Origin of the sequence: Vibrio sp. bablab_jr001 (assembly GCF_016464285.1) — a bacterium.
Taxonomy (GTDB): Bacteria; Pseudomonadota; Gammaproteobacteria; order Enterobacterales; family Vibrionaceae; genus Vibrio; species Vibrio fluvialis.
In genome coordinates, this window is the sequence record NZ_JACDWZ010000004.1 from 76,435 (window position 1) to 102,552 (window position 26,118).

The following is a 26,118-nucleotide window of genomic DNA, read 5'->3' on the forward strand; positions in this document are numbered from 1 at the left end:
TATGTTTCAGATAGGTGAATTGGCGAAACGGTGCGGAGTTTCCACCGATACGCTGCGTTTTTACGAGAAAAATGCGCTGATCTCGCCAGCCGGTCGCAGCGATTCGGGTTACCGTTTGTATGATGAAGAGAATCAGAAACAGGTGAGTTTTATCCTCAAAGCCAAAGAGCTGGGGCTGAGTCTGGAAGAAATTAAGGAACTGCTTGAGATTCGGTTGGAAGCGACTGAGCACAGCTGCGCGGAGGTCAAATCGATTACTTCCGCTAAGCTGGCGTTAATCGATGAAAAAATTGCTGAGCTGACGCGTATTCGCAGCGCCCTGAAAAAAATCAATGATGCCTGCTGTGGCCATCGAGATGACGACGCCAGCCATTGCTCCATTCTGGCAGCGCTGGAATAACAAAGGGCCTTTCGGCCCTTTGAACTCATGACTTCCTGTTACACCTTAAACGTTGAGAAGCTGTGGATCAGTTGCTGGCCGTTTTCCATCAATAGTTCGCTGGCAGCCGCGACTTGCTGGGCTTGTGCGGCGGATTGAGTGCTGTGATCGGCAATTTGCGTCAGGTTGCGGCTGATTTCATCGGTGGCAAGCGACTGTTGGTTACTCGCCTCAGCAATGTGCTGATTGAGAGTCAGAATGGTGCTGACCTGCTGATCAATCGCATTGAGAACCTGCTGAGCCAAATCCGCTTGCTCTTGCGTGGCTTTCGATTGCTGCTGTGTTTGCTCCATCGACGCGCTCACATCGCGAGTGCGCTGCTGCAAGCTGGCGATGATCTGTTCGATTTCATTGGTGCTGCTTTGCGTGCGGGTCGCGAGTGTGCGTACTTCATCGGCCACCACCGCAAAGCCACGTCCTTGTTCACCGGCGCGGGCGGCTTCAATGGCGGCATTGAGCGCCAGTAAGTTAGTTTGCTCGGCGACGCCACGAATCACTTCCAGCACTGCGCCCACTTCTTCTGTTTCTCTGGCCAGAGCCTGAGTGTCGCGATCGGTTTTACTCAGCAGCTCAGACAGAGAGCCCATATAGCCGGAGGCTTTGGCGATGACATGACTGCCTTCCTGACCCTTGGCACTGGCAGTTTGCGCGGCTACTGCAGCTTCCTGCGCCGCATTTGCCACTTCCTGATTGCTGGCGTGCAGCTGGTTCATGGCCGAAGCAACGGTATCGACAGACTGCTGCTGCTCCATCGCTTTACCGGAGGCACTTTGTGCCACTTGCGTCAGCTCCTGAGCGCTGCCGGTAACACTCTCGGTGATTGGTGCGATGTCTTGAACGATATGACGAATCTTGCCGGTAAACTGGTTGAAGGCGCGTGCGATGCGCGACAGCTCGTCACTGCCGCTGGTATCGAGTTGACGGGTAAGGTCACCTTCGCCCTTGGCAATGTCTTCCATCGCATACAGCGTTGCCAGACAGGGTTTCGTAATGCTTCGACCGATGGTGTAGGCGAGGGTAAACATTACCGCAATGGCCATCGCCAGTTGTAGCAGCACGGTCTGCATCCGTGTCGCGACCAGCGCTTGCACATCATCAATATACACACCGGAACCGACCACCCAACCCCAGGGTTTGAACAGTTTGACGTAGGAGACTTTCTCGACAGCGACTTCGGCACCCGGCTTCGGCCACAGGTAATAGACAAACCCTTCTCCCTGGTCACGGGCGAGATTGGCCATATCGACAAACAGTGCTTTGCCGTTGGGATCTTGAATGCCAGATAAGGCTTTGCCATCCAACTGCGGTTTAAATGGGTGCATTACCATGGTTGGAGTCAGATCGTTGATCCAAAAGTAATCATCAGCACCATAGCGGGCACTGGCAATGGCCTGTTTGGCCTGTTGCTGCGCTTGTTGTTCGGTGAGGGCGCCACTGGTTTGCTGCTGATAAAAGTAGTTGAGCAAAGAGGTGGTGCTTTCAACCAGATGGCGGGTTTTGGTTTGCTTGGCATCCATCAGGTCATCCTGATAGTCCTGCACGAGCAGTGTGAATGGGATCAGCAAAAGTAATGTAATCGTACCACCCAGCAAGTAGAGGCGGGCGCGGATACTGATCTGACGCAGACTGGAAAAATTCATGAGCATCACTCCTTGTAATGCAGGCTGTTAAACAGAGGCGATGTTGTTATTGAAGAATTATTAATCGCACTGTGCACTGTAACAAAAGGAGGAAATGAGCGTAAATGAGACTTAAGGTGAACAATCAATAACTTGCAACTTGGGTCTTGTTTTCAACGAAATCATGGTGTGTTTGCATCAGAAGGCGTGCAGTTTGTAGGCAATAAAAAACCGAGCCAGAGGCTCGGTTTATAAAAAAGGGTCAGAACGTATTAGTTCATGCCGTATTTTTTCAGTTTCTTGCGAAGAGTACCGCGGTTGATACCCATCATCGTTGCTGCGCGAGTTTGGTTACCGCGAGTGTACTGCATGATGGTGTCCAGTAGTGGTTGTTCAACTTCAGCTAGAACTAATTCGTATAGTTCTGTCACTTCCTGACCATTCAGTTGAGCCAAGTAGTTTTTAAGAGACGCTTTAACTGAATCACGTAGTGGCTTTTGCGTGATTTGATCTTGTGAAGTTACGGTTGTTACTGTTAAAGCTTCTGAAGTCAGATTTTGTTCGAACATATTCGGTCTAGCTCTTCTCTTAATTATGATGCAACGTTATCAAAATAACCCTCTAATGCTTCGATTTGCATTGCTGCAAGGTCGATGGCATTGAAGGTACGGCGAAACTCACTTGCCTGTTCATGTTCTTTGAGATACCACCCAACGTGCTTACGCACGATGCGAGGGCCTAAATACTCTCCATAAAATTGATGCAGAGCGTTCACATGACCAAGCAGGATGTCTTTCACTTCCGAAGTCGGGAGATCAGGCATCGTGGTGCCGTTTTCCAAATAGTGTTGGATTTCCTGGAAAATCCATGGACGTCCTTGGGCAGGTCGTCCAATCATTAAAGCGTCAGCGCCGGTGTACTCCAGCACATGTTTGGCTTTCTCCGGAGAATCGATATCACCGTTAGCGATGACCGGAATTTGAATAGCCGCTTTGACCGCTTTAATGCTGTCGTATTCCGCCTCACCCTTGTACATGCAGGTACGGGTTCGCCCATGGAGCGCCAGTGCCTGAATGCCGCAGTCTTCGGCAAGTTTAGCGATTTGGACACAGTTTTTGTTTTCTGGGTCCCAGCCAGTGCGGGTTTTGAGTGTTACAGGAACATTCACTGCATTCACTACAGCTTTCAGGATGTCTTCAATGACATCCGGATAGCGCAGCAGCGCAGAACCGGCCAGCTTTTTATTCACTTTTTTCGCTGGGCAGCCCATGTTGATGTCGATGATTTGCGCACCGTTTTCAACGCTGAACTGGGCCGCATCGGCCATCAGCTGTGGATCGGAACCAGCAATCTGTACAGAGCGAATGCCCGATTCGCCTTCATGTACCATGCGGTTTCTGGACTTGTCTGTTTTCCACAGCGCAGGATTGGAGGACATCATTTCACTGACGGCCATCCCCGCGCCATAGCGGAGGCACAACTCTCGAAACGGTCTGTCGGTGACACCGGCCATCGGTGCAACGATGAGATTGTTCTTAAGTTGATAATTTCCGATTTTCAAAACGTCTTCACAGCTTCATACCAGCAAGGGCGCGCATTTTACGCATTTTTTCGATGCGTGAAAAGACTAATATTTGAGCATTTACAAAAACATTTTGTAAATGGTCTATTTTTCAGTCAATTAGCACGCAAAGTCTTATCTAGCCTTGCTTGCGACCCGTGATACGGCACCATTCTTCCTTCTCTTTGATAGGATCAACGTGCAGTTCGTCACGGTAGTAATCCGCCACATCTTCAGCTTGGGTGTTGAGGACACCAGACATCGCCAGCAGGCCGTCTGGTTTCATCAGACTCTTGATGACGGGTGAAAGTTCACGCAGTGGACCGGCCAGAATGTTAGCCACGACCACGTCAGCCACTAAGCCTTCAGGTTGGTTTTGTGGTAGGTAGACTTCGATTTGATCTTCGACGCCGTTGCGCGCTGCGTTGTCTTTCGACGCCAGCAGGGCTTGTGGGTCGATATCAATACCGATCACTTTCGCTGCGCCCAGCTTGATTGCCGCGATGGCCAGAATGCCTGAGCCACACCCAAAGTCGATCACTGTCTTGCCGGACAGATCGAGAGAGTCCAGCCACTCTAAACACAGCGCTGTGGTTGGGTGGGTACCAGTACCAAACGCCAGACCTGGGTCGAGCATAACGTTAACCGCATCTGGATCAGGCACATCGCGCCAGCTTGGGCAGATCCACAGACGCTGGCCAAACTTCATCGGGTGGAAGTTATCCATCCATTCGCGTTCCCAGTCTTTGTCTTCAATTTGCTCAACTTTGTAGGCAAAATCGTCCGCCAGCAGGTTACTGGCGCGAATTTGGCTCAGAACCCATGAGGTGTCGGCTTCGGCATCGTAGAGGGCAAGAACATCGGTATCGCCCCACAAACGGGTTTCACCCGGCAGGGGTTCAAACACAGGCGTATCCTTCGCATCCAGGAAAGTAATGGATAACGCGCCGGTCTCTTCCATCAACATGTCGCTGATGCGTTCAGCGTTTTCGTTGGTCGCGTTAAGTTTAATTTGAATCCAAGGCATTGCTCTTGCTCTCTTCAGTTCGTTCAATTGGCGCAAAGTGTAGCAGATTTGGCCCGTTTTTATAGGGCTAGTCCGTTTGAGCGTCGGGGGGAAACAAAAATGCCCACCGAAGTGGGCATTTGCGATAAGAAGACCGGGTTAGTGAATGCCCAGTTTTTTCTCCAGGTAGTGGATGTTGGTGCCACCGTGCTGGAAGTTCTCATCTTTCATAATGACTTGCTGTAGTGGAATGTTGGTTTTGATACCTTCCACAATCATCTCATCCAGCGCGTTACGCATACGTGCGATTGCGACGTCACGGTTTTCACCGAAGGTGATCAGCTTACCGATCATTGAGTCGTAGAACGCTGGTACGGTGTAGCCAGAGTAGATGTGCGATTCCCAACGAACGCCCATACCACCTGGTGAGTGGAAACGGGTGATCTTGCCTGGACAAGGCAGGAAGCGCTCTGGGTCTTCCGCGTTGATACGACATTCCATCGCATGGCCGCGGATTTTGATGTCATCCTGAGTGAACGACAGTGGCTGACCCGCCGCAATGCGCAGTTGCTCTTTGATCAGGTCAACGCCAGTCACCATTTCAGTCACTGGGTGTTCAACCTGAATACGCGTGTTCATTTCGATGAAGTAGAACTCGCCGTTTTCATACAGGAATTCAAACGTACCTGCGCCGCGGTAACCGATTTCGATACATGCACGAGTACAACGTTCACCGATGTACTTACGCATCTCTTCAGTAATGCCTGGTGCCGGAGCTTCTTCCACCACTTTCTGGTGACGACGCTGCATTGAACAGTCACGCTCACCCAGGTGAATGGCGTTGCCCTGACCATCAGCCAGAACTTGCACTTCAACGTGACGAGGGTTTTCCAGGAATTTTTCCATGTAAACCATGTCGTTGTTGAACGCCGCTTTCGCTTCTGCACGGGTCATGCTGATAGCATTGACCAGTTCCGCTTCGCTGCGAACCACACGCATACCACGACCGCCGCCGCCACCAGAGGCTTTGATGATCACTGGGTAGCCAATGCGTTTCGCGTGCGCTTTGTTTTTCGCTTCGTCATTGTCCAGAGGACCGTCAGAACCTGGTACACAAGGAACGCCTGCTTTCTTCATCGCGGTGATCGCTGACACTTTGTCACCCATCAGGCGAATGGTGTCGGCTTTCGGGCCTACGAAGATAAAGCCGCTGCGCTCAACTTGCTCAGCGAAGTCCGCGTTTTCAGACAGGAAGCCGTAACCCGGGTGGATTGCCACTGCGCCGGTTACTTCTGCTGCAGAAATGATACGTGGAATGTTTAGGTAGCTGTCGATGCCTTTCGCAGGACCGATACACACGGTTTCGTCCGCCAGCAGCACGTGTTTCAGATCGCGGTCTGCAGTGGAGTGAACGGCAACAGTTTTGATGCCCAATTCTTTACATGCACGAAGAATACGAAGCGCAATTTCGCCTCGGTTCGCGATGACTAACTTATCTAGCATAACTACGCGCCTCGATTATTCGATGACAACAAGTGGCTGGTCGAATTCAACTGGCTGACCGTCTTCAACAAGGATCTCGGTAACAACACCAGATTTGTCTGCTTCGATTTGGTTCATCATCTTCATCGCTTCAACGATGCACAGAGTGTCACCCGCTTTCACAGTTTGGCCCACTTCGATGAACGCTTTTGAATCTGGACTTGGAGAGCGGTAGAAAGTACCAACCATTGGAGAAAGAACCATGTGGCCCGCAGGAGTTTTAGAAGCTGCTGGCGCTTCAGCTGCTGGAGCCGCCGCAGGTGCAGCTACTGGAGCTGGCGCTGCGATTGGAGCAGGTGCTGCGTAATGAATCGGTGCAACCGGTGCGACACCGTGACGACTGATGCGTACCGACTCTTCACCTTCAGAAATTTCTAGCTCAGCAATGCCAGACTCTTCAACCAATTCGATAAGCTTCTTGATTTTACGAATATCCATTGTTTCTTTCTCTTTTATCTTGTGAGTAAGACAGCTCAAGTGAGCTGCAGAGTGTTTGGGGTTACTTTGTTTGCAGCGCGCGAATGGCCGCCGACAAAGCGAATTCATAGCCTTGTGCACCAAGACCGCAAATCACACCTTGTGCCTTATCAGACAAGTAGGAGTGATGACGGAACGGCTCACGAGCATGTACATTTGATAAATGCACTTCGATAAATGGAATAGCAACCCCCAGCAAAGCATCACGTAACGCCACACTCGTGTGAGTGAATGCTGCCGGATTAATAATAATGAAGTCCACCTTGCCGTATGAACGGTGAATGGCTTCAATCAGCTCGTATTCGCGATTTGACTGAAGATGTTCCAACTCAATGCCAGCGCTTTCTGCTTGTTGTTGTAGATTCGCTACAATTTGGTCCAAAGTTTGTGAGCCGTAGTGTGCCGGTTCACGTAAACCTAATAAGTTTAAGTTTGGACCATTTAAAACCAGAATGCGTAATTTTGCTGCCATTGTGTTGCTATCTCCCTTTATTATGTAGTTATTGCGAATATTCCCATATTATCGCTTATTCGACACAACTTTTTTGTCAAAAGTTCGCGGTTTTTATTAAATTGACCAAGATTATAGCTAATTCATAGCAAATGGCAGCAATTTACTGGTCTTATCACTTTGTTTGACTCTCGTAGCATCACGATAACATTTCTTTCGCGCGAAAACGGCGATAGAAGGATAGCGGCAGAGCAGACGGGGCTTTCTCCGTGCTGGTGCTAACGACAGAGGGCATTCAGTCAGGCTTTGGTGGCAGGGTAATAACGCGCAGAAACAAAAGCACCTTCCAGAGGAAGGTGCTTGGTCATCAAGAGATTTGCGGCAGAGTTAGGCTAACTGTGCTTTCTCGGCAATCAGTTTGTCGACCACACTTGGATCGGCGAGGGTGGAGGTGTCGCCCAGATTGCTGGTATCACCCGTGGCAATCTTACGCAGAATACGGCGCATGATCTTACCTGAACGGGTTTTTGGCAGCGCGTCTGTCCAGTGCAGCACATCCGGTGTGGCGATCGGGCCAATCTCTTTACGCACCCAATCTTTCACTTCTTTGTGCAGCTCTGCGCTTGGATATACGCCATCATTGAGGGTGATGTAGGCATAAATCGCCTGGCCTTTAATATCGTGCGGCACACCCACCACAGCGGCTTCGGCAATCTTATCAAACGCTACCAGAGCGGATTCGATTTCGGCGGTACCCATACGGTGGCCAGAGACGTTCAGTACGTCATCCACGCGGCCAGTGATCCAGTAGTAACCATCTTCATCACGGCGCGCGCCGTCACCGGTAAAGTACATGCCTTTAAAGGTCGAGAAGTAGGTCTGTTCGAAACGTTCATGGTCGCCGTACACAGTACGCATCTGGCCCGGCCATGAATCGAGAATGACCAGATTACCTTCTGCTGCGCCGTCAATGACTTCGCCCATGTTGTCGACCAGGGCTGGCTGCACACCAAAGAACGGACGTGTCGCCGAGCCAGGTTTCAGCGCGGTTGCGCCTGGCAGTGGCGTGATCAGAATGCCACCTGTTTCGGTTTGCCACCAGGTATCGACGATCGGTGATTTTTCATTACCGATGGTTTTGTAGTACCACTCCCACGCTTCCGGGTTAATCGGTTCGCCCACTGAACCCATAATGCGCAGACTGCTGCGCGAGGTACCTTTCACGGCTTCATCGCCTTTCGCCATCAGGGCGCGGATCGCGGTGGGTGCGGTGTACAGAATGTTGACTTGGTGTTTATCGACCACTTCGCTCATGCGCGCCGTGCTCGGGTAGTTCGGCACACCTTCAAACAGAATGGTTTTTGCGCCGTTCGCCAGTGGTCCGTAGATCAGGTAGGTGTGACCGGTGATCCAACCCACGTCCGCGGTACACCAGAAAGTTTCGCCTGGCTGGTAGTCGAATACGTATTTAAAGGTCATGGTCGCGTAAACCAGATAACCGCCAGTGGTGTGCAGGACACCTTTTGGCTTACCGGTTGAGCCAGAGGTGTACAGAATGAACAGCGGATCTTCCGCTTTCATCTCTTCTGGCGGGCAGATATCAGAGGCTGCAGCCACAGCATCGTGCCACCAGACATCGCGATGTTCGTGCCATGCGACGTTGCCGCCAGTACGTTGGAAGACGATCACTTTGCTGATCGTTTTCACTTCCGGGTTGGTCAGTGCTTCATCGACGTTTTTCTTCAGTGGCACGGCACGGCCGCCACGCACGCCCTCATCGGCGGTGATCACAATCTTGGAATCCGAATCGATGATGCGGCCCGCCAGTGCCTCTGGAGAGAAGCCACCAAACACCACGGTATGAACGGCGCCGATGCGGGTACATGCCAGCATAGCCACAGCCGCTTCCGGTACCATCGGCATGTACAGACACACCACGTCGCCTTTGCGTACGCCCTGAGCTTTCAGCGCGTTAGAAAAACGGCACACTTCACGGTGCAGTTCTTTGTAAGTCAGCGTTTTATCATCGGCCGGGTCATCACCTTCCCAGATGATGGCGACATCGTCGCCACGCTCCGCCAGATGGCGATCAAGACAGTTGGCCGACACGTTCAGGGTGCCGTCTTCAAACCAGCGAATATCGACGTGGCCAGTATCAAAAGAGGTGTGTTTCACTTTGGTGAATGGCTTAATCCAATCCACAATCTTACCGTGTTCGCTCCAGAACCCTTCCGGATCGGATACTGACTGTTGGTACATCGCCAGGTAGGTATCGTTGTCGGCATGGGTGTGCGCTTTAATGTTTTCTTTAACCGGATAAATGTGGGCTTCACTCATTGCATATTCTCCTTGTGAATACAGCAAATTTCCCTTTCACACCGCGTTTCAAACACGAGGGAGGAAATTCGATATGCCTATAACTCTTAGTCAGGGGAGGTTTTTTCACAATTAGACTTTAGGATGAATGGTCGATTTGTTGTGCGAAAATAGGCAGTTAAGCTGGTTTTTGAGAAGTGGATCTAAGCTTGCACAACACAATTTGTGTGTAAGGGTTAAGACACATGGTGAGATGAGGATCTAAACGTGGGCAAATCACCATTGGTCAGACGGACATACACCAGAGCGGCGGCAATCGCATCCTGCAGCGCATCGTGTTTGTCCTGCAGTGGTAAATCCAGATGACGGCAAATCGCATCCAGACTGAGGTCGAAATAGGCATTCGGCAGATGTTTTTCCAGCTTGTCATGATAAATCTGGCTGACTTCGATTAAAGAATTGGGTAGCGGGAAGCCAAGATGGCGCCGACAGGCAATATCGAGAATCTTTTTGTCGTAGCGGATGTGATAGCCGACCAGCGGACGATTACCGATGAAATCGAGCAATCGGGTTAATGCCTCGCGCTCGCTGATGCCATCGATAAGATCCTGATGACGCATGCGGTGAATACGCACTGAGCCTGAGTCGAGCGATTGTGGTGCGCGCAACCGCACTTCAAACGGCTGGCTGGTCAGAATGCGGTTGCCGATGATTTTGGTGGCGGCGATCGTGACCAGCTCCGCGCGGTTGGGATCTAGGCTGGTGGTCTCACAATCGAGCGAGACATATTCCTGTTCGCCAGGCGCGGTGAACAGTGCCTGATAGGGTGAACCGCGAAGCTTGTAATGCCAGTACTGGCGGGCAATCCAGTTCATCGCTCAGTCCCGAATCTGATAGTGGTAACCCAGCCACTGCTTGAACTTCTTCACCACATGCAGGCTGTGGCGCAGTAAATCGCGTTCTGCCCGATCCAGCTGTTTTAAATCAAGCGTGTTGGCGCTGTGCTGGTTGCTGAGTTGCTGGGCGAGACGCAACTTAAAGAACTGCTTGAGTGCTTCACTGAGATTATCGCCAGTCTCTTGTTCTAACACCTTACGTTTGACCAGAGTTTCGATGCGTTCAAACGTGTTGTTGACCTCAATGTTGTGTTCGAGGCTCAGAGCACGAATGCCGTGCACGATGGGGAAGATTCCTCCCTGTTTGATATCGAGGCCAGATTTAGAGTTCTTCACATTACCAAACAGGGTCAGCGGCACTGAGAAGTTGAGCGCCGGACGCGTAAACTCGGTCAGAATCAGCTCCTGATCGGCCATCAGATGATGGAGGTGTTGTTTGACCGGGGTCAGTAGCTCTTTGTTGCCCGCAACGGCATGGGCATCGGCCATGATGGCGATGTCCATCACTTGCTCGGATCGGGCGGCCTTGACCCAGTCGGTTAAAGTCTGCTTCCAGGCCGCTTGCGACATAACCCATTTCGGGTTGTTGACCATCACTTTGCCGGGGCAGAGTGGGTATCCCAGTTGCAATAAGGTGTGAGACAGCTCGTTCATGATCGGTTGGCACTGATGCCATTCCAGCCCGTCTTTGATGATCAGGGCATTATCCTGATCGGTTTTGAGAATTTGTTCCCCGCGTCCTTCCGAGCCAAGCACAATCAGGCAACAGTGATCATGCAGCGCAGGGGGCACCACCAGTTCAAATGCCTTTTCGATGATTTGTTCGTTCACCGCCGAGATCAGTTCCATCACAAAACGGGTGCGTACGCCACGACTAAGCAGGCTCTCCACCAGTTGGCGCTGCTTGTTGGATGCCAGCGCCAACTCCTCAACACTCGAAGCACGGGCGATCGCCAGTGTCAGAACATGGGAATGGGTTGAGAAAGCACTGAGGATCTGAATCATGTCCAGGATGCCGACCGCTTGGTTGCCTTCGCACACCATCAGGCGTTTGACGCGCTGGCGGGTCATCATCACCATGGCATTGAACAGGAAGTCCCCTTCATCGACATGCAGGACCGGAAACGTCGCGATCTGCCCCACGGGAGTATCGAGGGCAAATCCGTCCAGCATCACCGCATGCAGCATGTTAGTCCGGGTGACGATGGCGTAGGGATGGGCATGGCTGTTTTGCAGTCTGGGGTCGCCTTCGGCTAGTTGCACTAAAGCGGCATCTACCCCGTTGTCTTTCATCATTTGAGTGACGGCCTGCAGCGGCTGATCCGGAGTGAGCAGCATCGGCGACAGGTAAATCGATTGATCGACTTTGGTCAGAATGAACTCGGCGATATTTTTCTGTTGTTGCGCCGCTTCGATTAATTCCTGACGTTTGGCCAGATTATTATCGAAGTACGCCGCAAATTGACCATTTTCATTGTACAGCTCGAGAAATACGCTTTGGGGCAACAGGTAACTGAGAGTATCTTCCAGCGCGACATAATGATGCTTGGTGTTGCCTTCAAAGATCGCCCGGACATCAAACAGGTCATCGTTGGCGTAATGAGCGTAAATCTCTTTGCCGTCAGCGGAGCGTTCTTCCACGGTTCCCTTGATTAACACATGCAGATGCGCACACGGCTGGCCGCTGTGCAGAATCACTTCACGCTCACGAAAATAGGCGACGTCCAACGAGGCGCGCAGGTATTGCTGTTGACTGGCCGTCAGGCGGTCAAATGGCGGGGACTGCATGTTGAATTTATCCGGCATGACGCAAGCTCACCTTAGAGAATCATCTATGGTAAGTGTGACGAATTTCTTTCCGGCCTCCAGACGACTTTGGTCTAATGGAAGCGACCGCCAAACGGATTACGTGTGAATAGGGAAACAGTGCGTTGAACAAAGATCCCTTTTTCGCCAACGGGACTCATTGCATAATACCCACGCTTTTAACGACGGTTTCATTTTAGGATCACTAATGCTAAACCCTTCACCTTTTGGATGGATATCCCAGTATTTTATCGGTTTCTTCTTTGCTTACGGCGTGTATCTGCCGTTCTGGTCGCTGTGGTTTGCCGACCAGGGCGTGTCAGCGACCGATATCGGTGTGTTGGTCGGCATTGGTTTTGCGACCCGTTGTGTCGCCAATCTGGTGATCACGCCGCGCGTGCACAAAGCGGAGCTGCTGCTCCCTGCGCTACGCTGGCTGAGTCTGGCTGCGCTGCTGTTTGTTGCGTTTCATTTCTTTACCGGCGGCAGTTTCTGGTTGATGGCATTGGCTACCGTGCTGTTTAACCTCTGTTGTGGTCCGGTGGTGCCGCTGTCGGATGCGATGGCTAACTACTACGCCAAACGTAAAATGCTCGACTACGGCCGTACCCGTCTGTGGGGCTCGGTGGCGTTTATCGCCGGTTCAACCGTGGTGGGCTTTCTGGTTGCGCATTACGGCGCGACCATGATTCTGTATACCGCGCTGTTTGGTGTGTTTGTCTCGCTCATTATCAGTTTGCGTAATCCCAATCCGATGCCGGTGACCGAGCATCATGAGCATGCTGAGCGTCTCAAACTGATGTCATTATTGCGTGAATGGCCGGTGCTGAAGTTCCTGTTGCTGGTGGCCCTGATTCAAGGCAGTCATGCGGCGTATTACAGTTTCAGTTCAATCTACTGGAAACAGGCGGGTCACTCGGAAGATGTGATTGGCTATCTGTGGAGCCTGGGCGTGGTGGCGGAAGTGCTGGTGTTTGCATTCAGCAAGCGTCTGTTTTCCGGCTGGAGTCTGCGTACGCTGTTTGTGATTGCCTCACTGGGCGTGATGGCGCGTTGGGGCATGACGGCTTCGACCACGGCGATTGTTGCGCTGGTAGCGATTCAACTGCTGCACGGCGTGACGTTTGCGATGGCGCACATTGCCGCCATTCAGTACATCCAGCACGCACCGCAGAACAAAATGGTGGCGTTGCAGGCTCTGTATAACGCTATTCCATTGGGGGCCGTCATTGCGCTGATGACAACACTCAGTGGCTGGGGATACGAACACTGGGGTGCATCAGTGTTCTGGGCGATGGCGGCGATGGGACTGCTGGCGCTGCTGGTGAAAGTCGAACAGCCGCAAACCTCGGTCTCAATGCAGAAAGCGGAGCCTGAAGCACAGATTTAATGCTGGCTGATTGAGCAATTCGCTAATCCTTTGTTTAATAAAAGTCTCTTCACTATGCCTTGCGCTGGGAAGGGACTTTTTTGTCACTGCGGTGCAGCAACAAGGATAAGCAATGCAAGGATGGTTAGTGATACCCGTGTCGCTCATGTATCTGGGCGTACTGTTTTTAATTGCCTGGTATGGTGACCGGCAGACCCGCTGGCTGGCGAAATGGCGTCCGTGGATCTACAGTCTGTCGATAGCGGTGTACTGTACATCGTGGACCTTTTACGGCACGGTCGGCCAGGCAAGTGCCAACCCTTGGTCATTTCTGCCCATCTATATTGCCCCTATTTTAGTGTTCGCCTTTGGCTGGCGTATTCTGGCCCGGCTGATTCTGATCGCCAAGCGCGAACACATCACTTCCATTGCCGACTTTATCGGTGCGCGTTACGGTAAATCCCAAGGCCTGGCGGTTGCGGTCACACTGATTGCGGTTGCAGGGATCCTGCCTTACATCGCGTTGCAGCTGCGCGGCATCACTATGGGGCTCAACATCGTTGCTCCGGATCTGCGTGAGCAGTTTGGGTATCAGGACGATCATGTTTCCTGGTTTGTGGTACTGGCGCTGGCGCTGTTCACCATGCTGTTCGGTACCCGCCATATCGATAACACCGAACATCACCGTGGCATGATGATGGCGATCGCGTTTGAGTCGATCGTCAAGCTGGTGGCTTTCTTGGTGGTCGGGCTGTTCATTCTGTTTCTGGCGTTCAGCAACGACAGTGTCAACCTGATTGAGACAGCACGGGCAACTTACCAAGCGCCAAACTGGCCGACCCTGTTTATCCACACGGTGCTGACGATGATCGCGATCATCTGTCTGCCGCGTCAGTTTCACACCATGGTGGTGGAAAACGAGCGAGCTCAGGATTTACATACTGCACGCTGGCTGTTTCCGATTTATCTGATCCTGATGGGGCTGTTTGTATTGCCGATTGCCTGGGTCGGGCAAAGCCTGCTTGGCGGCACGTCACCGGATACGTTTGTGATTAGTGTACCGATGTCGGTCGGCGCTGAAGATATTGCGCTATTGGCGTTCCTCGGAGGCACGTCGGCGGCATCAGGCATGGTGATTGTTTCCACCATCGCGTTGGCAATCATGGTGTCCAATGATTTGGTGATGCCGTTATTGCTGCGCCGCATGCGGCTGTCTCAGCGCAACCACCGTCACTTTTCCGGGTTGCTGGTGATCATTCGCCGCACGTTGATCCTGCTGTTATTGCTGGGAGCGTGGGGCTTTTACCTCGCTCTGGATACCATTCCGTCATTGTCGGCAATTGGTTTTCTCTCCTTTTCGGCGATCACTCAGTTTGCGCCGGCGCTGATTGGCGGGATGTACTGGCGCGAAGGGAACCGTAAAGGGGTGTATGTCGGCCTCGCGGTTGGTTTTACGCTGTGGCTGATTACCCTGATGACCGCCACCAACATGTTGGCCGGAGATGAACAGAGCAACATCTTGTTATGGTTGATCACACCGCTGGATGTGCTGGGCAGCATGGGGCTGAAAAATTCCGACTGGGGGATGATCCTCAGCGTATCGCTCAATGCGCTGTGTTACGTGCTGGTGTCGTGGGGAACACGCTCAAGCCTGAGTGAACGGCTGCAATCGGCGGCGTTTGTCGGTACGCCGCTGCCTGAAAATGAAAACATGAGCCTGTATCAGAGCCGAGTGACGGTGGGCGAACTGGAAATGCTCGCGTCGCGGTTTGTCGGTCGTACTCGGGTGCGTGCTGCCTTCACTCAATACTGGGGACAGCAACGTGAAACCCTGATGCCCAACCAGCAGGCGCCATCTACGCTTATTCGACATACCGAACGGGTACTCGCCGGGGTGTTTGGTGCATCTTCGGCCAAACTGGTGCTGACTTCGGCGCTGCAGGGCCGCAACATGCAGCTTGAAGAGGTCGCCACCATTGTTGATGAAGCCTCGGAGCTGTACGACTTTAGTCGCGGACTGTTGCAAGGGGCGATTGAACACATCGGACAGGGCATCGCCGTGGTGGATAAACAGCTGCGCCTGGTGGCGTGGAACCAACGTTATCTTGAGCTGTTTGATTTCCCGCTCGGCCTGATTCAGGTCGGCCGGCCAATCGCAGATGTGATTCGCCATAACGCAGAGCAAGGGCTGTGCGGCCCCGGCGACCCGGAAGACCACGTGCGCCGCCGCGTGTACCACCTTGAGCAGGGCTCTCGTCATACTTCATCGCGTGTGCGTCCCGATGGCCGTGTGATTGAAGTGCAGGGTAACCCGATGCCCGGCGGCGGATTCGTCATGAGCTTCACCGATATTACTGTGTTCCGCGATGCCGAGCAGACGCTCAAAGAAGCCAATGAAAATCTCGAAGAACGGGTACTCGAACGAACCCGTGAGCTGGAAAAACTCAACAAACAGCTGGTCTCCGCCACGCAACGTTCGGAACGAGAATCGCAGTCCAAATCGCGTTTTCTGGCTGCGGTCAGTCACGATCTGATGCAACCCCTCAATGCTGCGCGCCTGTTTGCCTCGTCTCTGGCCGAAGTCGCCAGAGACGATGAAGTGAAACGCCTGTCGCACCATATCGAAAGTGCGCTGAGTGCGGCGGAAGACTTAATTGGCGATTTGCTGGATATCTCCCGCCTTGAATCGGGCAAGCTGGAGATTCATCCGCAGAGCTTTGCGATTAAAGATGTGCTGGCCAATCTCAATGCCGAGTTCAGCGCGCTGGCGCGCCAGCAAGGTGTCGACTTTTGCATGGTGCCCTCTTCTTTATATGTACGCTCAGATCCTAAGTTGCTGCGCCGTGTGGTGCAGAATTTCCTGACCAATGCGTTTCGCTATAATCCGAAAGGTAAAGTGTTGCTCGGCGTACGCCGCATTAATGGCAAAGTACGGATTGACGTGTGGGACAACGGCATCGGCATAGAAGAAGACAAACAGCAGGAGATTTTTGAAGAGTTCAACCGTGGCGGTCAGGTGCGTTCCGACCAAGGACTTGGGCTGGGGTTGGCAATCTCTAAAGGTATCGCCCATGTGCTGGGACATGAGATCTCCATGCGCTCCTGGCCGGGACGCGGCAGCGTATTTTCGCTGACGCTGGAACAATCACAGCCAGTGGTACAAGAAGCGCCGATTGTGGCGGTGGCCGAGGCTGTGTCTGATCTCAGTTATCTGCGTGTGCTGTGCGTGGATAATGAAGAAGACATTCTGGTGGGCATGCGGGATTTACTTGAGCGCTGGGGCTGCGAAGTGAAAACCGCCACCGATCTGGTGAGCAGTTTGAAAGCGCTCGATAATCAGTGGATTCCGGATGTGATTTTATCCGATTACCGACTCGACAATGGCCGCACAGGATTAGAAGTCTTGCAGCAATGCCGTTTGCGTTTGGGCGACTGCTTTGAGGGCATTATCATCAGTGCTGATCGCAGCGCGGATATTCTTGATGGGATTAAATCCAACGGCTTTGGCTTTATTGCGAAACCCGTTAAACCGATAAAACTGCGCGCGATGCTCAATCGTGTCGGATAAGCCTATGAGTGCGAAATAAAAAACGCCCTGAATGGGCGTTTTTTTACAGCGTATTGATGGTCAGCGGCCAGCCAATATCAGTTTGGCGGTTGGCTTCCAACTCCAGTTCCGCGTGGGTGAGCGGATTTTGCTCCAGCCAATCGGCATCGAGACTTAACGTCAGCTTGTCGCCTTCCGCAACCAAGGTTACCTGAGGCTCCAGCGCGGCGTTGCGGCGATGGCTGAGCAAAACGGCAAGACGGAACAGACGCAGTACGCGTTTACCACTGGTGCCGGACAGGGCGTATTGCTCTGGCAGCGAAGTCAGTTGTTCACGATAGCGACGTGCCAGTTCCGCGATAAAATGCTTCTGCGCGCGGGTGTAGCCTGGTAGCTCAAGATGTTGGAGCAGATAAGCACTGTGTTCGCCGCCTTTTTTGTAATCGATAGACAGCCCGATTTCATGTAGCTGCGCCACACTACTCAGCAACATTTCCGCCTGCGGTTCGCTAATCCACTCTTCACCACCGCATTGAGCCAGCAGTTTGGCGGCCAACGTAGCCACTTGTTCCCCGTACGCGGTATCGAGCTGGTAGCGGTTCTGAATGCTGGCGATGGTGCGGGCACGAATATCGTCCTGACGCAGACCTTCGACCATTTCATACACCAAACCTTCACGCAGCGCGCCGCCGGCCAGTGTCATTGCATCAATATTGAGTGATTCGAAAATCGCGATCAGAATAGACAAGCCGCTTGGAAAGACTAAGGCCCGTTCCAGCGTCAGCCCTTCAATTTCCAGTTCTTCCAGGTGATCGGCCAGCATGGCTTGCTTTTGCAAACGCTTGAGCTTGGCTAGCGTGATCACCTCATCCATGCCTTGCGCCAACATGATCTCTTGCAGCGCTTGTACCGTTCCGCTGGCGCCAACGCACACATTCCAGCCTAGTTGCGTGTACTGTTCCAGAATGGGATCCAGCATCTGCTTGGCAGCATGAATGGCGTTATTGAAGTTGGTCGCATTGAGCTGACGGTCTTTAAAATGACGTTCCAACCAGGTAACGCAGCCCATTTTCAGGCTGGTCAGGGCTTTGGCTTCAAAACCTTCACCGATAATCAGCTCGGTGCTGGCGCCGCCAATGTCCACCACCAGTCGACGGCCCATGCCTCCGGAGGTGTGGGCGACCCCTTTGTAAATCGTGGCCGCTTCCTCTTCGCCGGAGATCACCTCTATCTGGTGACCAAGAATGGCGTTCGCTTTGTTAAGAAACGCATCGACATTCGTAGCTGTGCGCAGTGTGGCAGTACCGACAATGCGGATATTCTCATCAGGAATATCTTGCAGGCGCTCAGCAAACAGACTGAGACAGTCCCAGCCACGCTGCATCGCTTCGAAGCTCAACGCATTGTTTTCATCCAGACCAGCGGCTAAACGCACTTTGCGTTTGATTTTTGCCATAGTCTGAACGCTGCCATCAATATGGCGCACAATCAACATGTGAAAACTGTTCGACCCGAGGTCGATAGCAGCATACAGCGGTGAAGAAACGGCTTGACTCATAGACGGCTTACGAATCCTTGTTCTGACGCGGACGAGGTGAGCGCGGACGACGTTGAGATTTACGGTTGCCGTTATTGTTGTTGCGTTGACCGCCGGTGTTGGTGCGGCGTTGCTGCGATGAACGCATAGTCAGCGCTTTCGGCAGATCGGTCAGCAGAGCTGACGGGTCGTACTCAGACGTTGGAATCGCATGCTCGATGTACTCTTCGATGCCTGGCAGGTTAATCGCGTACTCTTCACAAGCGAAGCTGATTGAGTGACCGCTGGCACCTGCACGACCAGTACGGCCGATACGGTGAACGTAGTCTTCACAATCGTCTGGCAGGTCGTAGTTAAATACGTGTGTTACCTGAGGAATGTGCAGGCCGCGAGCCGCGACGTCGGTAGCTACCAGAACGTCCACTTCGCCTTTTGTGAACTGCTCAAGAATACGTTCACGTTTTTTCTGCGGAACGTCACCAGTCAGCAGGCCTACGCGATGACCATCGGCAGCCAGATGGCCCCAGATTTGTTCACAACGGTGCTTGGTGTTGGCAAATACAATCGCGCGATCCGGCCATTCTTCTTCAAGTAGAGTTTGCAGCAACGCCATCTTGTGTTCATTCGATGGGTAGAACAGCTCTTCTTTAATACGGTGACCGGTTTTTTGCGTTGGCTCCACCACCACGTGCTCAGGATTGTGCATGTGTTCAAACGCCAGTTCCTGTACGCGGTAAGACAGCGTCGCTGAGAACAGCATGTTGAGACGGTCTTTCGGCTCCGGCATACGACGGAACAGGAAGCGGATATCTTTAATAAAGCCAAGGTCGAACATGCGGTCGGCTTCATCCAGTACCACAGCCTGAATGTTGTTGAGGTTAAAGACGCGCTGTTTGTAGAAATCGATGATACGGCCAGTGGTGCCGATCAGCACGTCTACGCCGTCTTGCAGTTTCGCCAACTGTTTGTCGTAGCTTTCGCCGCCATAAGCAAGCGCTGCTTTAATACCGGTGCTGGCAATCAGAGGCTCGGCATCGTTATAGATTTGAATCGCCAGTTCACGGGTCGGAGCCATAATGATCGCACGAGGTTGCGTTGGCTGACGGCCCTCAATTTCTGGTGTAGTCAATAAATGGTGGAAAGTAGCAGTAAGAAACGCGAGCGTTTTACCAGTACCCGTCTGGGCCTGGCCTGCGATGTCTTGGCCGGTGAGCAGTACCGGCAGCGCCAAGGCTTGGATAGGGGTGCAGTATTCGAACCCTTTTTTTCCCAATCCTTCAATGACTTGCGGATGTAAACCGAAGTCGGCGAACTTTTGCTCTGTGATATGCGTCTTTTTCATAGGTATAGAATATCAGCTTAGGCTTGCAATACGGAAGTAAATACATTCCAATAGAGCATCTATTTACTGGTTAGTATGCAACCAGTTCAGAAAAACACATTGGAGTGGATGATGAGTGATAAAATTTTGCAGCTTTCTGATGAAGGTTTTGAGAACGATGTGATCAAAGCTGCAGGCCCGGTTCTTGTTGATTTTTGGGCAGAATGGTGTGGTCCTTGTAAGATGATTGCGCCGATTCTTGATGAAATCGCAGACGAGTACGAAGGCAAACTCACTATCGGTAAACTGAATATCGACCACAACGCGGGAACTCCGCCTAAGTTTGGTATTCGTGGCATTCCAACGCTTCTTCTGTTTAAAGATGGTAGCGTTGCAGCAACCAAAGTTGGTGCGCTATCTAAGACTCAACTGAAAGAATTCTTAGACGCGAACCTATAAGGGAACGCCCAGAAACCGTACATAGCAATATGTGCGGTTTTGTTTTTGGTAAAAAACATTTTCTAGACTAGGCTAATATTTAGTGCTAGTTTATCGCACGTTAATTAAACAAATGTTCACTTCTTGGTCAATCCTGCGACCAAATCCATCTTAACTAGAAAACAGATCCTATTTTGACTAAACAAGTATCCACCACAATGAATCTAACAGAATTGAAGAACAGACCTGTGTCTGATCTTGTGAAACTTGGTGAGAGCCTGGGCCTTGAAAACCTTGCGCGTCTGAGAAAACAAGACATTATCTTCTCCATCCTCAAAGCACATGCAAAAAGTGGTGAAGACATCTTTGGTGACGGGGTCTTGGAAATTCTTCAAGACGGTTTTGGTTTCCTACGCAGTGCAGACAGTTCATACCTGGCTGGTCCTGACGACATCTATGTGTCACCGAGCCAGATTCGTCGCTTTAACCTGCGCACGGGTGACTCGATCGCCGGGAAAATCCGTCCGCCTAAAGAAGGTGAGCGTTACTTTGCACTGTTAAAAGTGAACACAGTTAACGACGACAAACCAGACAACGCCCGCAATAAAATCCTTTTCGAAAACTTAACTCCTCTGCATGCCAACGAACGTATGGTGATGGAACGTGGTAATGGTTCTACTGAAGACATTACGGCGCGAGTTCTCGACCTGGCGGCACCCATTGGTAAAGGTCAGCGTGGTCTGATCGTTGCTCCGCCAAAAGCGGGTAAAACCATGCTGCTGCAAAACATTGCGCAAAGTATCGCCAGCAACCACCCTGAGTGTGTGTTGATGGTTCTTCTGATTGACGAACGTCCGGAAGAAGTGACTGAGATGCAGCGTTTGGTGAAAGGTGAAGTGGTTGCTTCGACTTTCGATGAGCCGGCATCACGTCACGTTCAAGTGGCTGAAATGGTGATCGAGAAAGCGAAACGTCTGGTTGAACATAAGAAAGATGTGGTGATCCTGCTGGATTCGATTACTCGTCTGGCTCGTGCTTACAACACGGTCGTGCCTTCATCAGGTAAAGTACTGACCGGTGGTGTGGATGCGAACGCACTGCATCGTCCTAAGCGTTTCTTTGGTGCGGCGCGTAATGTTGAGGAAGGCGGTAGCCTGACGATCATCGCCACTGCGCTGGTCGATACCGGTTCGAAGATGGATGAAGTCATTTACGAAGAGTTCAAAGGTACAGGTAACATGGAACTGCACCTGAACCGTAAGATTGCTGAAAAACGTGTTTTCCCAGCGATCGACTTCAACCGCAGTGGTACTCGTCGTGAAGAGCTACTGACTAAGCCGGATGAACTGCAGAAGATGTGGATTCTACGTAAGATTGTTCACCCTATGGGCGAAACTGATGCTATGGAATTCCTGATCGACAAACTGGCCATGACCAAAACCAATGACGAATTCTTTGACGCGATGCGCCGTCAGTAAGATTTCAGCGAATTAAAAAACACCACCCTCTGGGTGGTGTTTTTGTTTGCATTCTCGCCATGAACCGCCCACAATGGCTAAGAATGTTAACAGGAGGTTAATATGCAACAAGGAATGTTGTTTACACTTCTCCTATCTCTTTCACTCTGGATGACACCCGCTTCGGCGGTGGAAATGGCTCCACAGGAACGCCAGCAACTGTTGCAGGACCATCAACTGCAGCAAAAAGTGGCAGAACTAATGGAACTGGCGGTGAAAGATGATATCGATGCACTCCGTTTTGCGTTACAGCGTTTAGCTCTGCCGCAGCAGGAAGCGGTGCGCTACCTGCTATTACAACATTTGGATCAAAGCCGTTTGGTGTTGTCTCCGAGAATGGTCAATTTTGTTGATGCGCAGCGTCAAATCACGCCCGTTTATCAAGTGATGGAAAAAGGGGAAGGCTACGAGTTTTCTGTTCCTGCCTTTGATTATCTCGGTATCGCCAATCGACTGATTAAACAATGGAATCAGGATCAGAGTGTGCTGGACTTTGTTCTCAAAGCGGAACGTTATGAGCTTAATCTGCGTCAATGGCTGTCAGGCAATGAGCATCAGGTTCAGGCTCGTGAAGCGCTGTTAATTCGTGAGTTTGACAGTTTGTCGGCGGAGGCGGTGAAGGCGTTGACGGACCAACTCACTCAGGCTTCTGTGACCAGTTGGCTACCTTCTTCTTCCGTCATGGTGCGCATGGCCCAGGTCAGTGAAGATCCGCAGGTATATAAGTTACTGTGGTTGATGCGCGCTGACTTTCATGTCGAGCAGGAGCTAGACCGGCTCGCCAAGCAAGGAGATGAATTCGCGCTGCAACAGATGATGGTGGCCGTGGATAATCCACGTCTGAAAAATCAGGCCCTCAAAGAGCTGGCCCGTTCTAAACCGATGTCGGAAAAAGTGAAAACATTTCTGGTCGAGCGATTGGGCAATTCTGAGGAAGCGCCGATTGTCGCGCAGGCACTGGCCGATCAGGGATACCAATCATGGCTGAAGGAGATTCTGGCCAGTAATCGTCAGGTGAAGAGTCACGCCATTTTGCAGGTACTGGCGCAATAACGTATTGGTATGCCACAAAAACAGCAAAAATAGCAAAAGAGGGACCGAGAGTCCTTCTTTTTGTTATACTGCGCGCAGATTAACCAATCATCAGAAGACCTATGAGTTTTAAGGATTTACGTGAATTTCTCGATCATCTGGACAAACATGGCCAGTTGAAACGCATTACGCACCCAATTGACCCTCACTATGAAATGACGGAGATCAGCGATCGCACCTTACGTGCTGGTGGCCCGGCTCTGTTATTTGAAAACCCGATTGGTTCTGACATTCCCGTGCTCACCAATCTGTTTGGTACGCCAGAGCGTGTCGCCATGGGGATGGGGCGAGATCAGGTTCAGGAATTGCGTGAGGTCGGCAAATTATTGGCTTACCTGAAAGAGCCCGAGCCACCGCGCGGTTTTAAAGATGCAATCGACAAACTGCCTGTATTCAAACAGGTTCTCAATATGCCGGCCAAAAGATTACGCCGCGCCCCGTGCCAGGATATTGTTTGGCAGGGCGAGGATGTTGATCTCGATAAAGTACCTGTGATGAGCTGCTGGCCGGATGACGTTGCGCCACTATTAACCTGGGGATTGACCATCACGCGTGGTCCCAATAAGAAGCGCCAGAACTTAGGCATCTACCGTCAGCAAAAAATCAGCAAAAATAAAATTGTCATGCGCTGGCTTGCTCATCGTGGTGGCGCATTAGATTTTCGTGACTGGATGGAAACCCATCCGGGCGAACCTTTCCCGGTCTCTGTTGCATTTGGTGCTGACCCGGCCACCATTCTGGGGGCGGTCACTCCGGTACCGGACACCTTGTCGGAATACGCATTTGCCGGTTTACTGCGTGGCAGCAAAACCGAAGTAGTGAAGTCCATCAGTAATGATCTGGAAGTGCCTGCCAGCGCGGAAATCGTCTTGGAAGGATATATCGACCCTAACGAGTACGCTGATGAAGGCCCGTATGGCGATCACACTGGCTACTATAATGAAGTCGAACGCCACCATGTGTTCACGGTGACGCATGTTACTATGCGCAATCAACCGATCTATCACAGTACCTATACCGGACGTCCACCTGATGAACCTGCGGTACTGGGTGTGGCACTCAACGAAGTGTTTGTGCCGATTCTGCAAAAGCAGTTTCCCGAAATTACTGATTTCTATCTGCCACCGGAGGGATGCTCTTACCGCATGGCGGTGGTGACGATGAAAAAACAGTACCCGGGGCATGCGAAGCGCGTCATGATGGGTGTTTGGTCTTTCCTGCGTCAGTTTATGTACACCAAATATGTCATTGTCTGTGATGAATCGGTGAATGCCCGAGACTGGGGCTGTGTGATTGCAGCCATGACTGAGCATATGGATCCGGTACGCGATACCTTGATGATAGAGCACACGCCGATTGATTCGCTGGACTTTGCTTCACCCGTGGTAGGGCTAGGTTCGAAGATGGGCATGGATGCGACCACCAAGTGGGCGACTGAGCTGGCGATGTCTGAACCAGAGGACAGCACTGATCAGGTAGTCGTTGCAGAAGCCGATATCGAGGCATTCAAATCGCAGAACCCCTTGGTATGCGATCTGTACTTACCGCCTTCAGCGAATAATTGCTTCGCGCTGGTCAAAATGGAGAAGACGCAAGCGGGCCAGTCTCAGCCAGTGATGGAGGCAGTATTGGCATTTTTAGCGCCATACGCTGATGTGAAGTTTGTGGTGCTGTGTGACGACGATGTCAATATCCGCGACTGGCATGACATTATCTGGGCCATTACTACCCGAATGGATCCTGCCCGTGATACTGTGCGTATGCATGCACAAGGCGGCCGAGCATCTAAGCTCGTCATGGATGCCACCAATAAGTTTGAAGGTGAGGTCCAACGCGAGTGGGGCACGCCGATTAAGAAAGATCCTAAACTGGTCGCGAAAATCGATGCGATTTGGGATGAGTTAAGTATTCTATGACCCACACTGTCCGTTTGCTTCCGAGCAATATTCAGTTTGAGGTAGAAGAAGGGCAAACGGTGTTGGACGCTGCGCTCAACCAGCATATTTCATTTCCACACCGTTGCCAGGTCGGTGCTTGTGCCGCCTGCCTATGCCGCAAAGTCGAAGGTGAGGTCAGTTACCATCTTGAACCTATGCTTACAGAGAAAGAGCAAGCTCAAGGATGGATATTTCCCTGCCAAGCCTTCGCAGAAAGTCATTTAGTACTTACTTTTGAAGAGTAAGTAAGAAGGAAGCTCATGACCATTAAATGTAAAGTAAAGTCTATTCAGCCATTAGCCAGCAATACGTTTCAGATTCTGCTGCATCCGGAACAACTGGTCGCATTCCACGCAGGTCAGTATCTGATGGTCGTAATGGGCGAGAAAGACAAACGTCCGTTTTCCATTGCCAGCAGCCCATGTCGTCATGAAGGCGAGCTGGAGCTGCATATCGGCGCCGCCGAACATAACGCTTATGCGTTGGAAGTCGTGCAAGCCATGCGCCATGCGCTGGAACAGGGATCCGACATTATTATCGATGCGCCGCATGGCGATGCGTGGGTAAAAGAAGACAGTGACCGTCCGTTGCTGCTGATTGCCGGCGGTACAGGCTTTAGTTACGTGCGTTCTATTCTGGATCATTGTGTCGCTCAACAGATGCCTAACGCTCTTTATCTCTACTGGGGTGGGCGCGATGAGAGTCAACTGTATGCAAAAGCCGAGTTAGAAGCGATTGCTGCTCAGAATGAGAATGTTCACTTTATTCCTGTTGTCGAAAACCCAGCACCTCAGTGGACGGGTAAAGTGGGTAACGTACTTCAGGCGATAGAGCAGGATTTCGATTCACTGGCAGAGTTTGACATTTATATTGCTGGCCGTTTTGAAATGGCAGGTGCCGCACGTGAACAGTTTACGCAAAACAAACAAGCACGTAGCGAACGAATGTTCGCGGACGCGTATGCCTTTATCTAGTATCTAAATGGCGTTAAATAAGAAAAAGAGGGCAAAAATGCCCTCTTTTTCGTCTTTTTGCTGATTTATTCATCGAACGGTCTTTTTTTTAAAGTTTTTTTAAAAAAGCACTTGCGCTGTTTTAATTCCTCCCTATAATGCCGCCTCACTGACACGGCAGACGCCACAAGGCTTCAGCGGTTGTCATCGAGGTGAAAGCTTCTGAAAAAGAAAATTGAAAAAAGTGTTTGACACTCTCAGTTATCTCGCTAGAATGCACCTCCGCTTCGAGAA

Annotated in this window: 21 protein-coding genes; 9 read left to right on the forward strand and 12 right to left on the reverse strand. The window is 51.5% G+C overall.

Going from position 1 to position 26,118, the window contains the following annotated elements:
- Window position 1: 1 nt before the first annotated feature.
- Window positions 2–400 carry a Zn(2+)-responsive transcriptional regulator gene (gene zntR, locus JIG40_RS00535; protein WP_020332386.1) on the forward strand — a complete coding sequence of 133 codons (399 nt, stop codon included), beginning with the start codon at window positions 2–4 and terminating at the stop codon, window positions 398–400.
- Between the two features lie 38 nt (window positions 401–438).
- On the opposite strand, the gene JIG40_RS00540 is transcribed toward zntR, so the two are convergent.
- The 10 genes from JIG40_RS00540 to JIG40_RS00585 form a co-directional block, all read right to left on the reverse strand.
- Window positions 439–2,079 carry a methyl-accepting chemotaxis protein gene (locus JIG40_RS00540; protein ID WP_158148005.1) on the reverse strand — a complete coding sequence of 547 codons (1,641 nt, stop codon included), beginning with the start codon at window positions 2,077–2,079 and terminating at the stop codon, window positions 439–441.
- Between the two features lie 251 nt (window positions 2,080–2,330).
- Entirely contained in the window at window positions 2,331–2,627 is a 297-nt protein-coding gene (gene fis / locus JIG40_RS00545) for a DNA-binding transcriptional regulator Fis (RefSeq protein ID WP_000462885.1), read from the reverse strand.
- A gap of 23 nt (window positions 2,628–2,650) precedes the next feature.
- Entirely contained in the window at window positions 2,651–3,619 is a 969-nt protein-coding gene (dusB, locus tag JIG40_RS00550) for a tRNA dihydrouridine synthase DusB (protein ID WP_038130037.1), read from the reverse strand.
- A 139-nt stretch (window positions 3,620–3,758) separates the two neighbouring features.
- Entirely contained in the window at window positions 3,759–4,646 is an 888-nt protein-coding gene (gene prmA / locus JIG40_RS00555) for a 50S ribosomal protein L11 methyltransferase (RefSeq protein WP_032081850.1), read from the reverse strand.
- Window positions 4,647–4,784: 138 nt separating this feature from the next.
- Entirely contained in the window at window positions 4,785–6,128 is a 1,344-nt protein-coding gene (gene accC / locus JIG40_RS00560; RefSeq protein ID WP_020431203.1) for an acetyl-CoA carboxylase biotin carboxylase subunit, read from the reverse strand.
- A gap of 15 nt (window positions 6,129–6,143) precedes the next feature.
- A complete protein-coding gene (gene accB / locus JIG40_RS00565) occupies window positions 6,144–6,605 on the reverse strand; it encodes an acetyl-CoA carboxylase biotin carboxyl carrier protein (RefSeq protein WP_020332376.1) in 462 nt (153 codons plus the stop codon).
- A gap of 61 nt (window positions 6,606–6,666) precedes the next feature.
- The gene (gene aroQ, locus JIG40_RS00570; RefSeq protein ID WP_199464605.1) at window positions 6,667–7,116 is read right to left on the reverse strand and encodes a type II 3-dehydroquinate dehydratase; all 450 of its coding nucleotides are present in this window, start codon (window positions 7,114–7,116) and stop codon (window positions 6,667–6,669) included.
- Between the two features lie 366 nt (window positions 7,117–7,482).
- Complete coding sequence (gene acs / locus JIG40_RS00575; RefSeq protein WP_032081851.1) at window positions 7,483–9,432, reverse strand: acetate--CoA ligase; 1,950 nt, start codon at window positions 9,430–9,432, stop codon at window positions 7,483–7,485.
- Between the two features lie 215 nt (window positions 9,433–9,647).
- Window positions 9,648–10,286 (reverse strand): 3'-5' exonuclease, encoded by a 639-nt coding sequence (locus tag JIG40_RS00580; protein ID WP_020332372.1) that lies wholly within the window; start codon window positions 10,284–10,286, stop codon window positions 9,648–9,650.
- Window positions 10,287–10,289: 3 nt separating this feature from the next.
- A complete protein-coding gene (locus JIG40_RS00585) occupies window positions 10,290–12,113 on the reverse strand; it encodes a DUF294 nucleotidyltransferase-like domain-containing protein (protein ID WP_199464606.1) in 1,824 nt (607 codons plus the stop codon).
- A gap of 208 nt (window positions 12,114–12,321) precedes the next feature.
- Here JIG40_RS00585 and JIG40_RS00590 point away from each other — a divergent pair, with 208 nt between their 5' ends.
- Together JIG40_RS00590 and JIG40_RS00595 are read left to right on the forward strand one after the other, a co-directional pair.
- The gene (locus tag JIG40_RS00590) at window positions 12,322–13,503 is read left to right on the forward strand and encodes a 3-phenylpropionate MFS transporter (protein WP_044364070.1); all 1,182 of its coding nucleotides are present in this window, start codon (window positions 12,322–12,324) and stop codon (window positions 13,501–13,503) included.
- 112 nt (window positions 13,504–13,615) lie between these two features.
- Entirely contained in the window at window positions 13,616–17,050 is a 3,435-nt protein-coding gene (locus JIG40_RS00595; RefSeq protein WP_199464607.1) for a PAS domain-containing hybrid sensor histidine kinase/response regulator, read from the forward strand.
- Window positions 17,051–17,093: 43 nt separating this feature from the next.
- Here JIG40_RS00595 and gppA read toward each other — a convergent pair whose 3' ends face one another.
- Both gppA and rhlB read right to left on the reverse strand, forming a co-directional pair.
- On the reverse strand, window positions 17,094–18,587 hold the full coding sequence (gene gppA, locus JIG40_RS00600; RefSeq protein WP_020431195.1) for a guanosine-5'-triphosphate,3'-diphosphate diphosphatase: 1,494 nt from the start codon (window positions 18,585–18,587) through the stop codon (window positions 17,094–17,096).
- Between the two features lie 7 nt (window positions 18,588–18,594).
- Window positions 18,595–19,908 (reverse strand): ATP-dependent RNA helicase RhlB, encoded by a 1,314-nt coding sequence (gene rhlB / locus JIG40_RS00605; protein ID WP_199464608.1) that lies wholly within the window; start codon window positions 19,906–19,908, stop codon window positions 18,595–18,597.
- Window positions 19,909–20,019: 111 nt separating this feature from the next.
- Between rhlB and trxA the strand changes: the two genes are divergently transcribed.
- From trxA to fre, 6 genes are all read left to right on the forward strand, one after another.
- Entirely contained in the window at window positions 20,020–20,346 is a 327-nt protein-coding gene (gene trxA / locus JIG40_RS00610; protein WP_004728344.1) for a thioredoxin TrxA, read from the forward strand.
- 197 nt (window positions 20,347–20,543) lie between these two features.
- Complete coding sequence (gene rho / locus JIG40_RS00615) at window positions 20,544–21,803, forward strand: transcription termination factor Rho (RefSeq protein WP_024374422.1); 1,260 nt, start codon at window positions 20,544–20,546, stop codon at window positions 21,801–21,803.
- Window positions 21,804–21,905: 102 nt separating this feature from the next.
- Entirely contained in the window at window positions 21,906–22,895 is a 990-nt protein-coding gene (locus JIG40_RS00620; protein WP_199464609.1) for a hypothetical protein, read from the forward strand.
- 101 nt (window positions 22,896–22,996) lie between these two features.
- Window positions 22,997–24,850 carry a 4-hydroxy-3-polyprenylbenzoate decarboxylase gene (gene ubiD / locus JIG40_RS00625; protein ID WP_199464610.1) on the forward strand — a complete coding sequence of 618 codons (1,854 nt, stop codon included), beginning with the start codon at window positions 22,997–22,999 and terminating at the stop codon, window positions 24,848–24,850.
- Window positions 24,847–25,116, forward strand: coding sequence for a 2Fe-2S iron-sulfur cluster-binding protein (locus JIG40_RS00630; RefSeq protein ID WP_020332361.1), 270 nt, complete (start codon window positions 24,847–24,849; stop codon window positions 25,114–25,116). Before ubiD ends, JIG40_RS00630 begins: the two co-directional genes overlap by 4 nt.
- Window positions 25,117–25,131: 15 nt before the next feature.
- Window positions 25,132–25,845, forward strand: coding sequence for an NAD(P)H-flavin reductase (gene fre / locus JIG40_RS00635; protein ID WP_172571173.1), 714 nt, complete (start codon window positions 25,132–25,134; stop codon window positions 25,843–25,845).
- The last annotated feature ends 273 nt before the right edge of the window (window positions 25,846–26,118 follow it).

Bases quoted from the DNA above. Each gene is read 5' to 3' on its own strand.
- trxA (WP_004728344.1), top strand. From the start codon at position 20,020: ATGAGTGATAAAATTTTGCAGCTTTCTGATGAAGGTTTTGAGAACGAT.
- fis (WP_000462885.1), bottom strand. From the start codon at position 2,627: ATGTTCGAACAAAATCTGACTTCAGAAGCTTTAACAGTAACAACCGTA.
- JIG40_RS00595 (WP_199464607.1), top strand. From the start codon at position 13,616: ATGCAAGGATGGTTAGTGATACCCGTGTCGCTCATGTATCTGGGCGTA.
- acs (WP_032081851.1), bottom strand. From the start codon at position 9,432: ATGAGTGAAGCCCACATTTATCCGGTTAAAGAAAACATTAAAGCGCAC.
- rho (WP_024374422.1), top strand. From the start codon at position 20,544: ATGAATCTAACAGAATTGAAGAACAGACCTGTGTCTGATCTTGTGAAA.
- ubiD (WP_199464610.1), top strand. From the start codon at position 22,997: ATGAGTTTTAAGGATTTACGTGAATTTCTCGATCATCTGGACAAACAT.
- JIG40_RS00590 (WP_044364070.1), top strand. From the start codon at position 12,322: ATGCTAAACCCTTCACCTTTTGGATGGATATCCCAGTATTTTATCGGT.
- accB (WP_020332376.1), bottom strand. From the start codon at position 6,605: ATGGATATTCGTAAAATCAAGAAGCTTATCGAATTGGTTGAAGAGTCT.
- accC (WP_020431203.1), bottom strand. From the start codon at position 6,128: ATGCTAGATAAGTTAGTCATCGCGAACCGAGGCGAAATTGCGCTTCGT.
- JIG40_RS00540 (WP_158148005.1), bottom strand. From the start codon at position 2,079: ATGAATTTTTCCAGTCTGCGTCAGATCAGTATCCGCGCCCGCCTCTAC.
- rhlB (WP_199464608.1), bottom strand. From the start codon at position 19,908: ATGAAAAAGACGCATATCACAGAGCAAAAGTTCGCCGACTTCGGTTTA.
- gppA (WP_020431195.1), bottom strand. From the start codon at position 18,587: ATGAGTCAAGCCGTTTCTTCACCGCTGTATGCTGCTATCGACCTCGGG.
- aroQ (WP_199464605.1), bottom strand. From the start codon at position 7,116: ATGGCAGCAAAATTACGCATTCTGGTTTTAAATGGTCCAAACTTAAAC.
- JIG40_RS00620 (WP_199464609.1), top strand. From the start codon at position 21,906: ATGCAACAAGGAATGTTGTTTACACTTCTCCTATCTCTTTCACTCTGG.
- prmA (WP_032081850.1), bottom strand. From the start codon at position 4,646: ATGCCTTGGATTCAAATTAAACTTAACGCGACCAACGAAAACGCTGAA.
- JIG40_RS00585 (WP_199464606.1), bottom strand. From the start codon at position 12,113: ATGCCGGATAAATTCAACATGCAGTCCCCGCCATTTGACCGCCTGACG.
- JIG40_RS00580 (WP_020332372.1), bottom strand. From the start codon at position 10,286: ATGAACTGGATTGCCCGCCAGTACTGGCATTACAAGCTTCGCGGTTCA.
- JIG40_RS00630 (WP_020332361.1), top strand. From the start codon at position 24,847: ATGACCCACACTGTCCGTTTGCTTCCGAGCAATATTCAGTTTGAGGTA.
- zntR (WP_020332386.1), top strand. From the start codon at position 2: ATGTTTCAGATAGGTGAATTGGCGAAACGGTGCGGAGTTTCCACCGAT.
- fre (WP_172571173.1), top strand. From the start codon at position 25,132: ATGACCATTAAATGTAAAGTAAAGTCTATTCAGCCATTAGCCAGCAAT.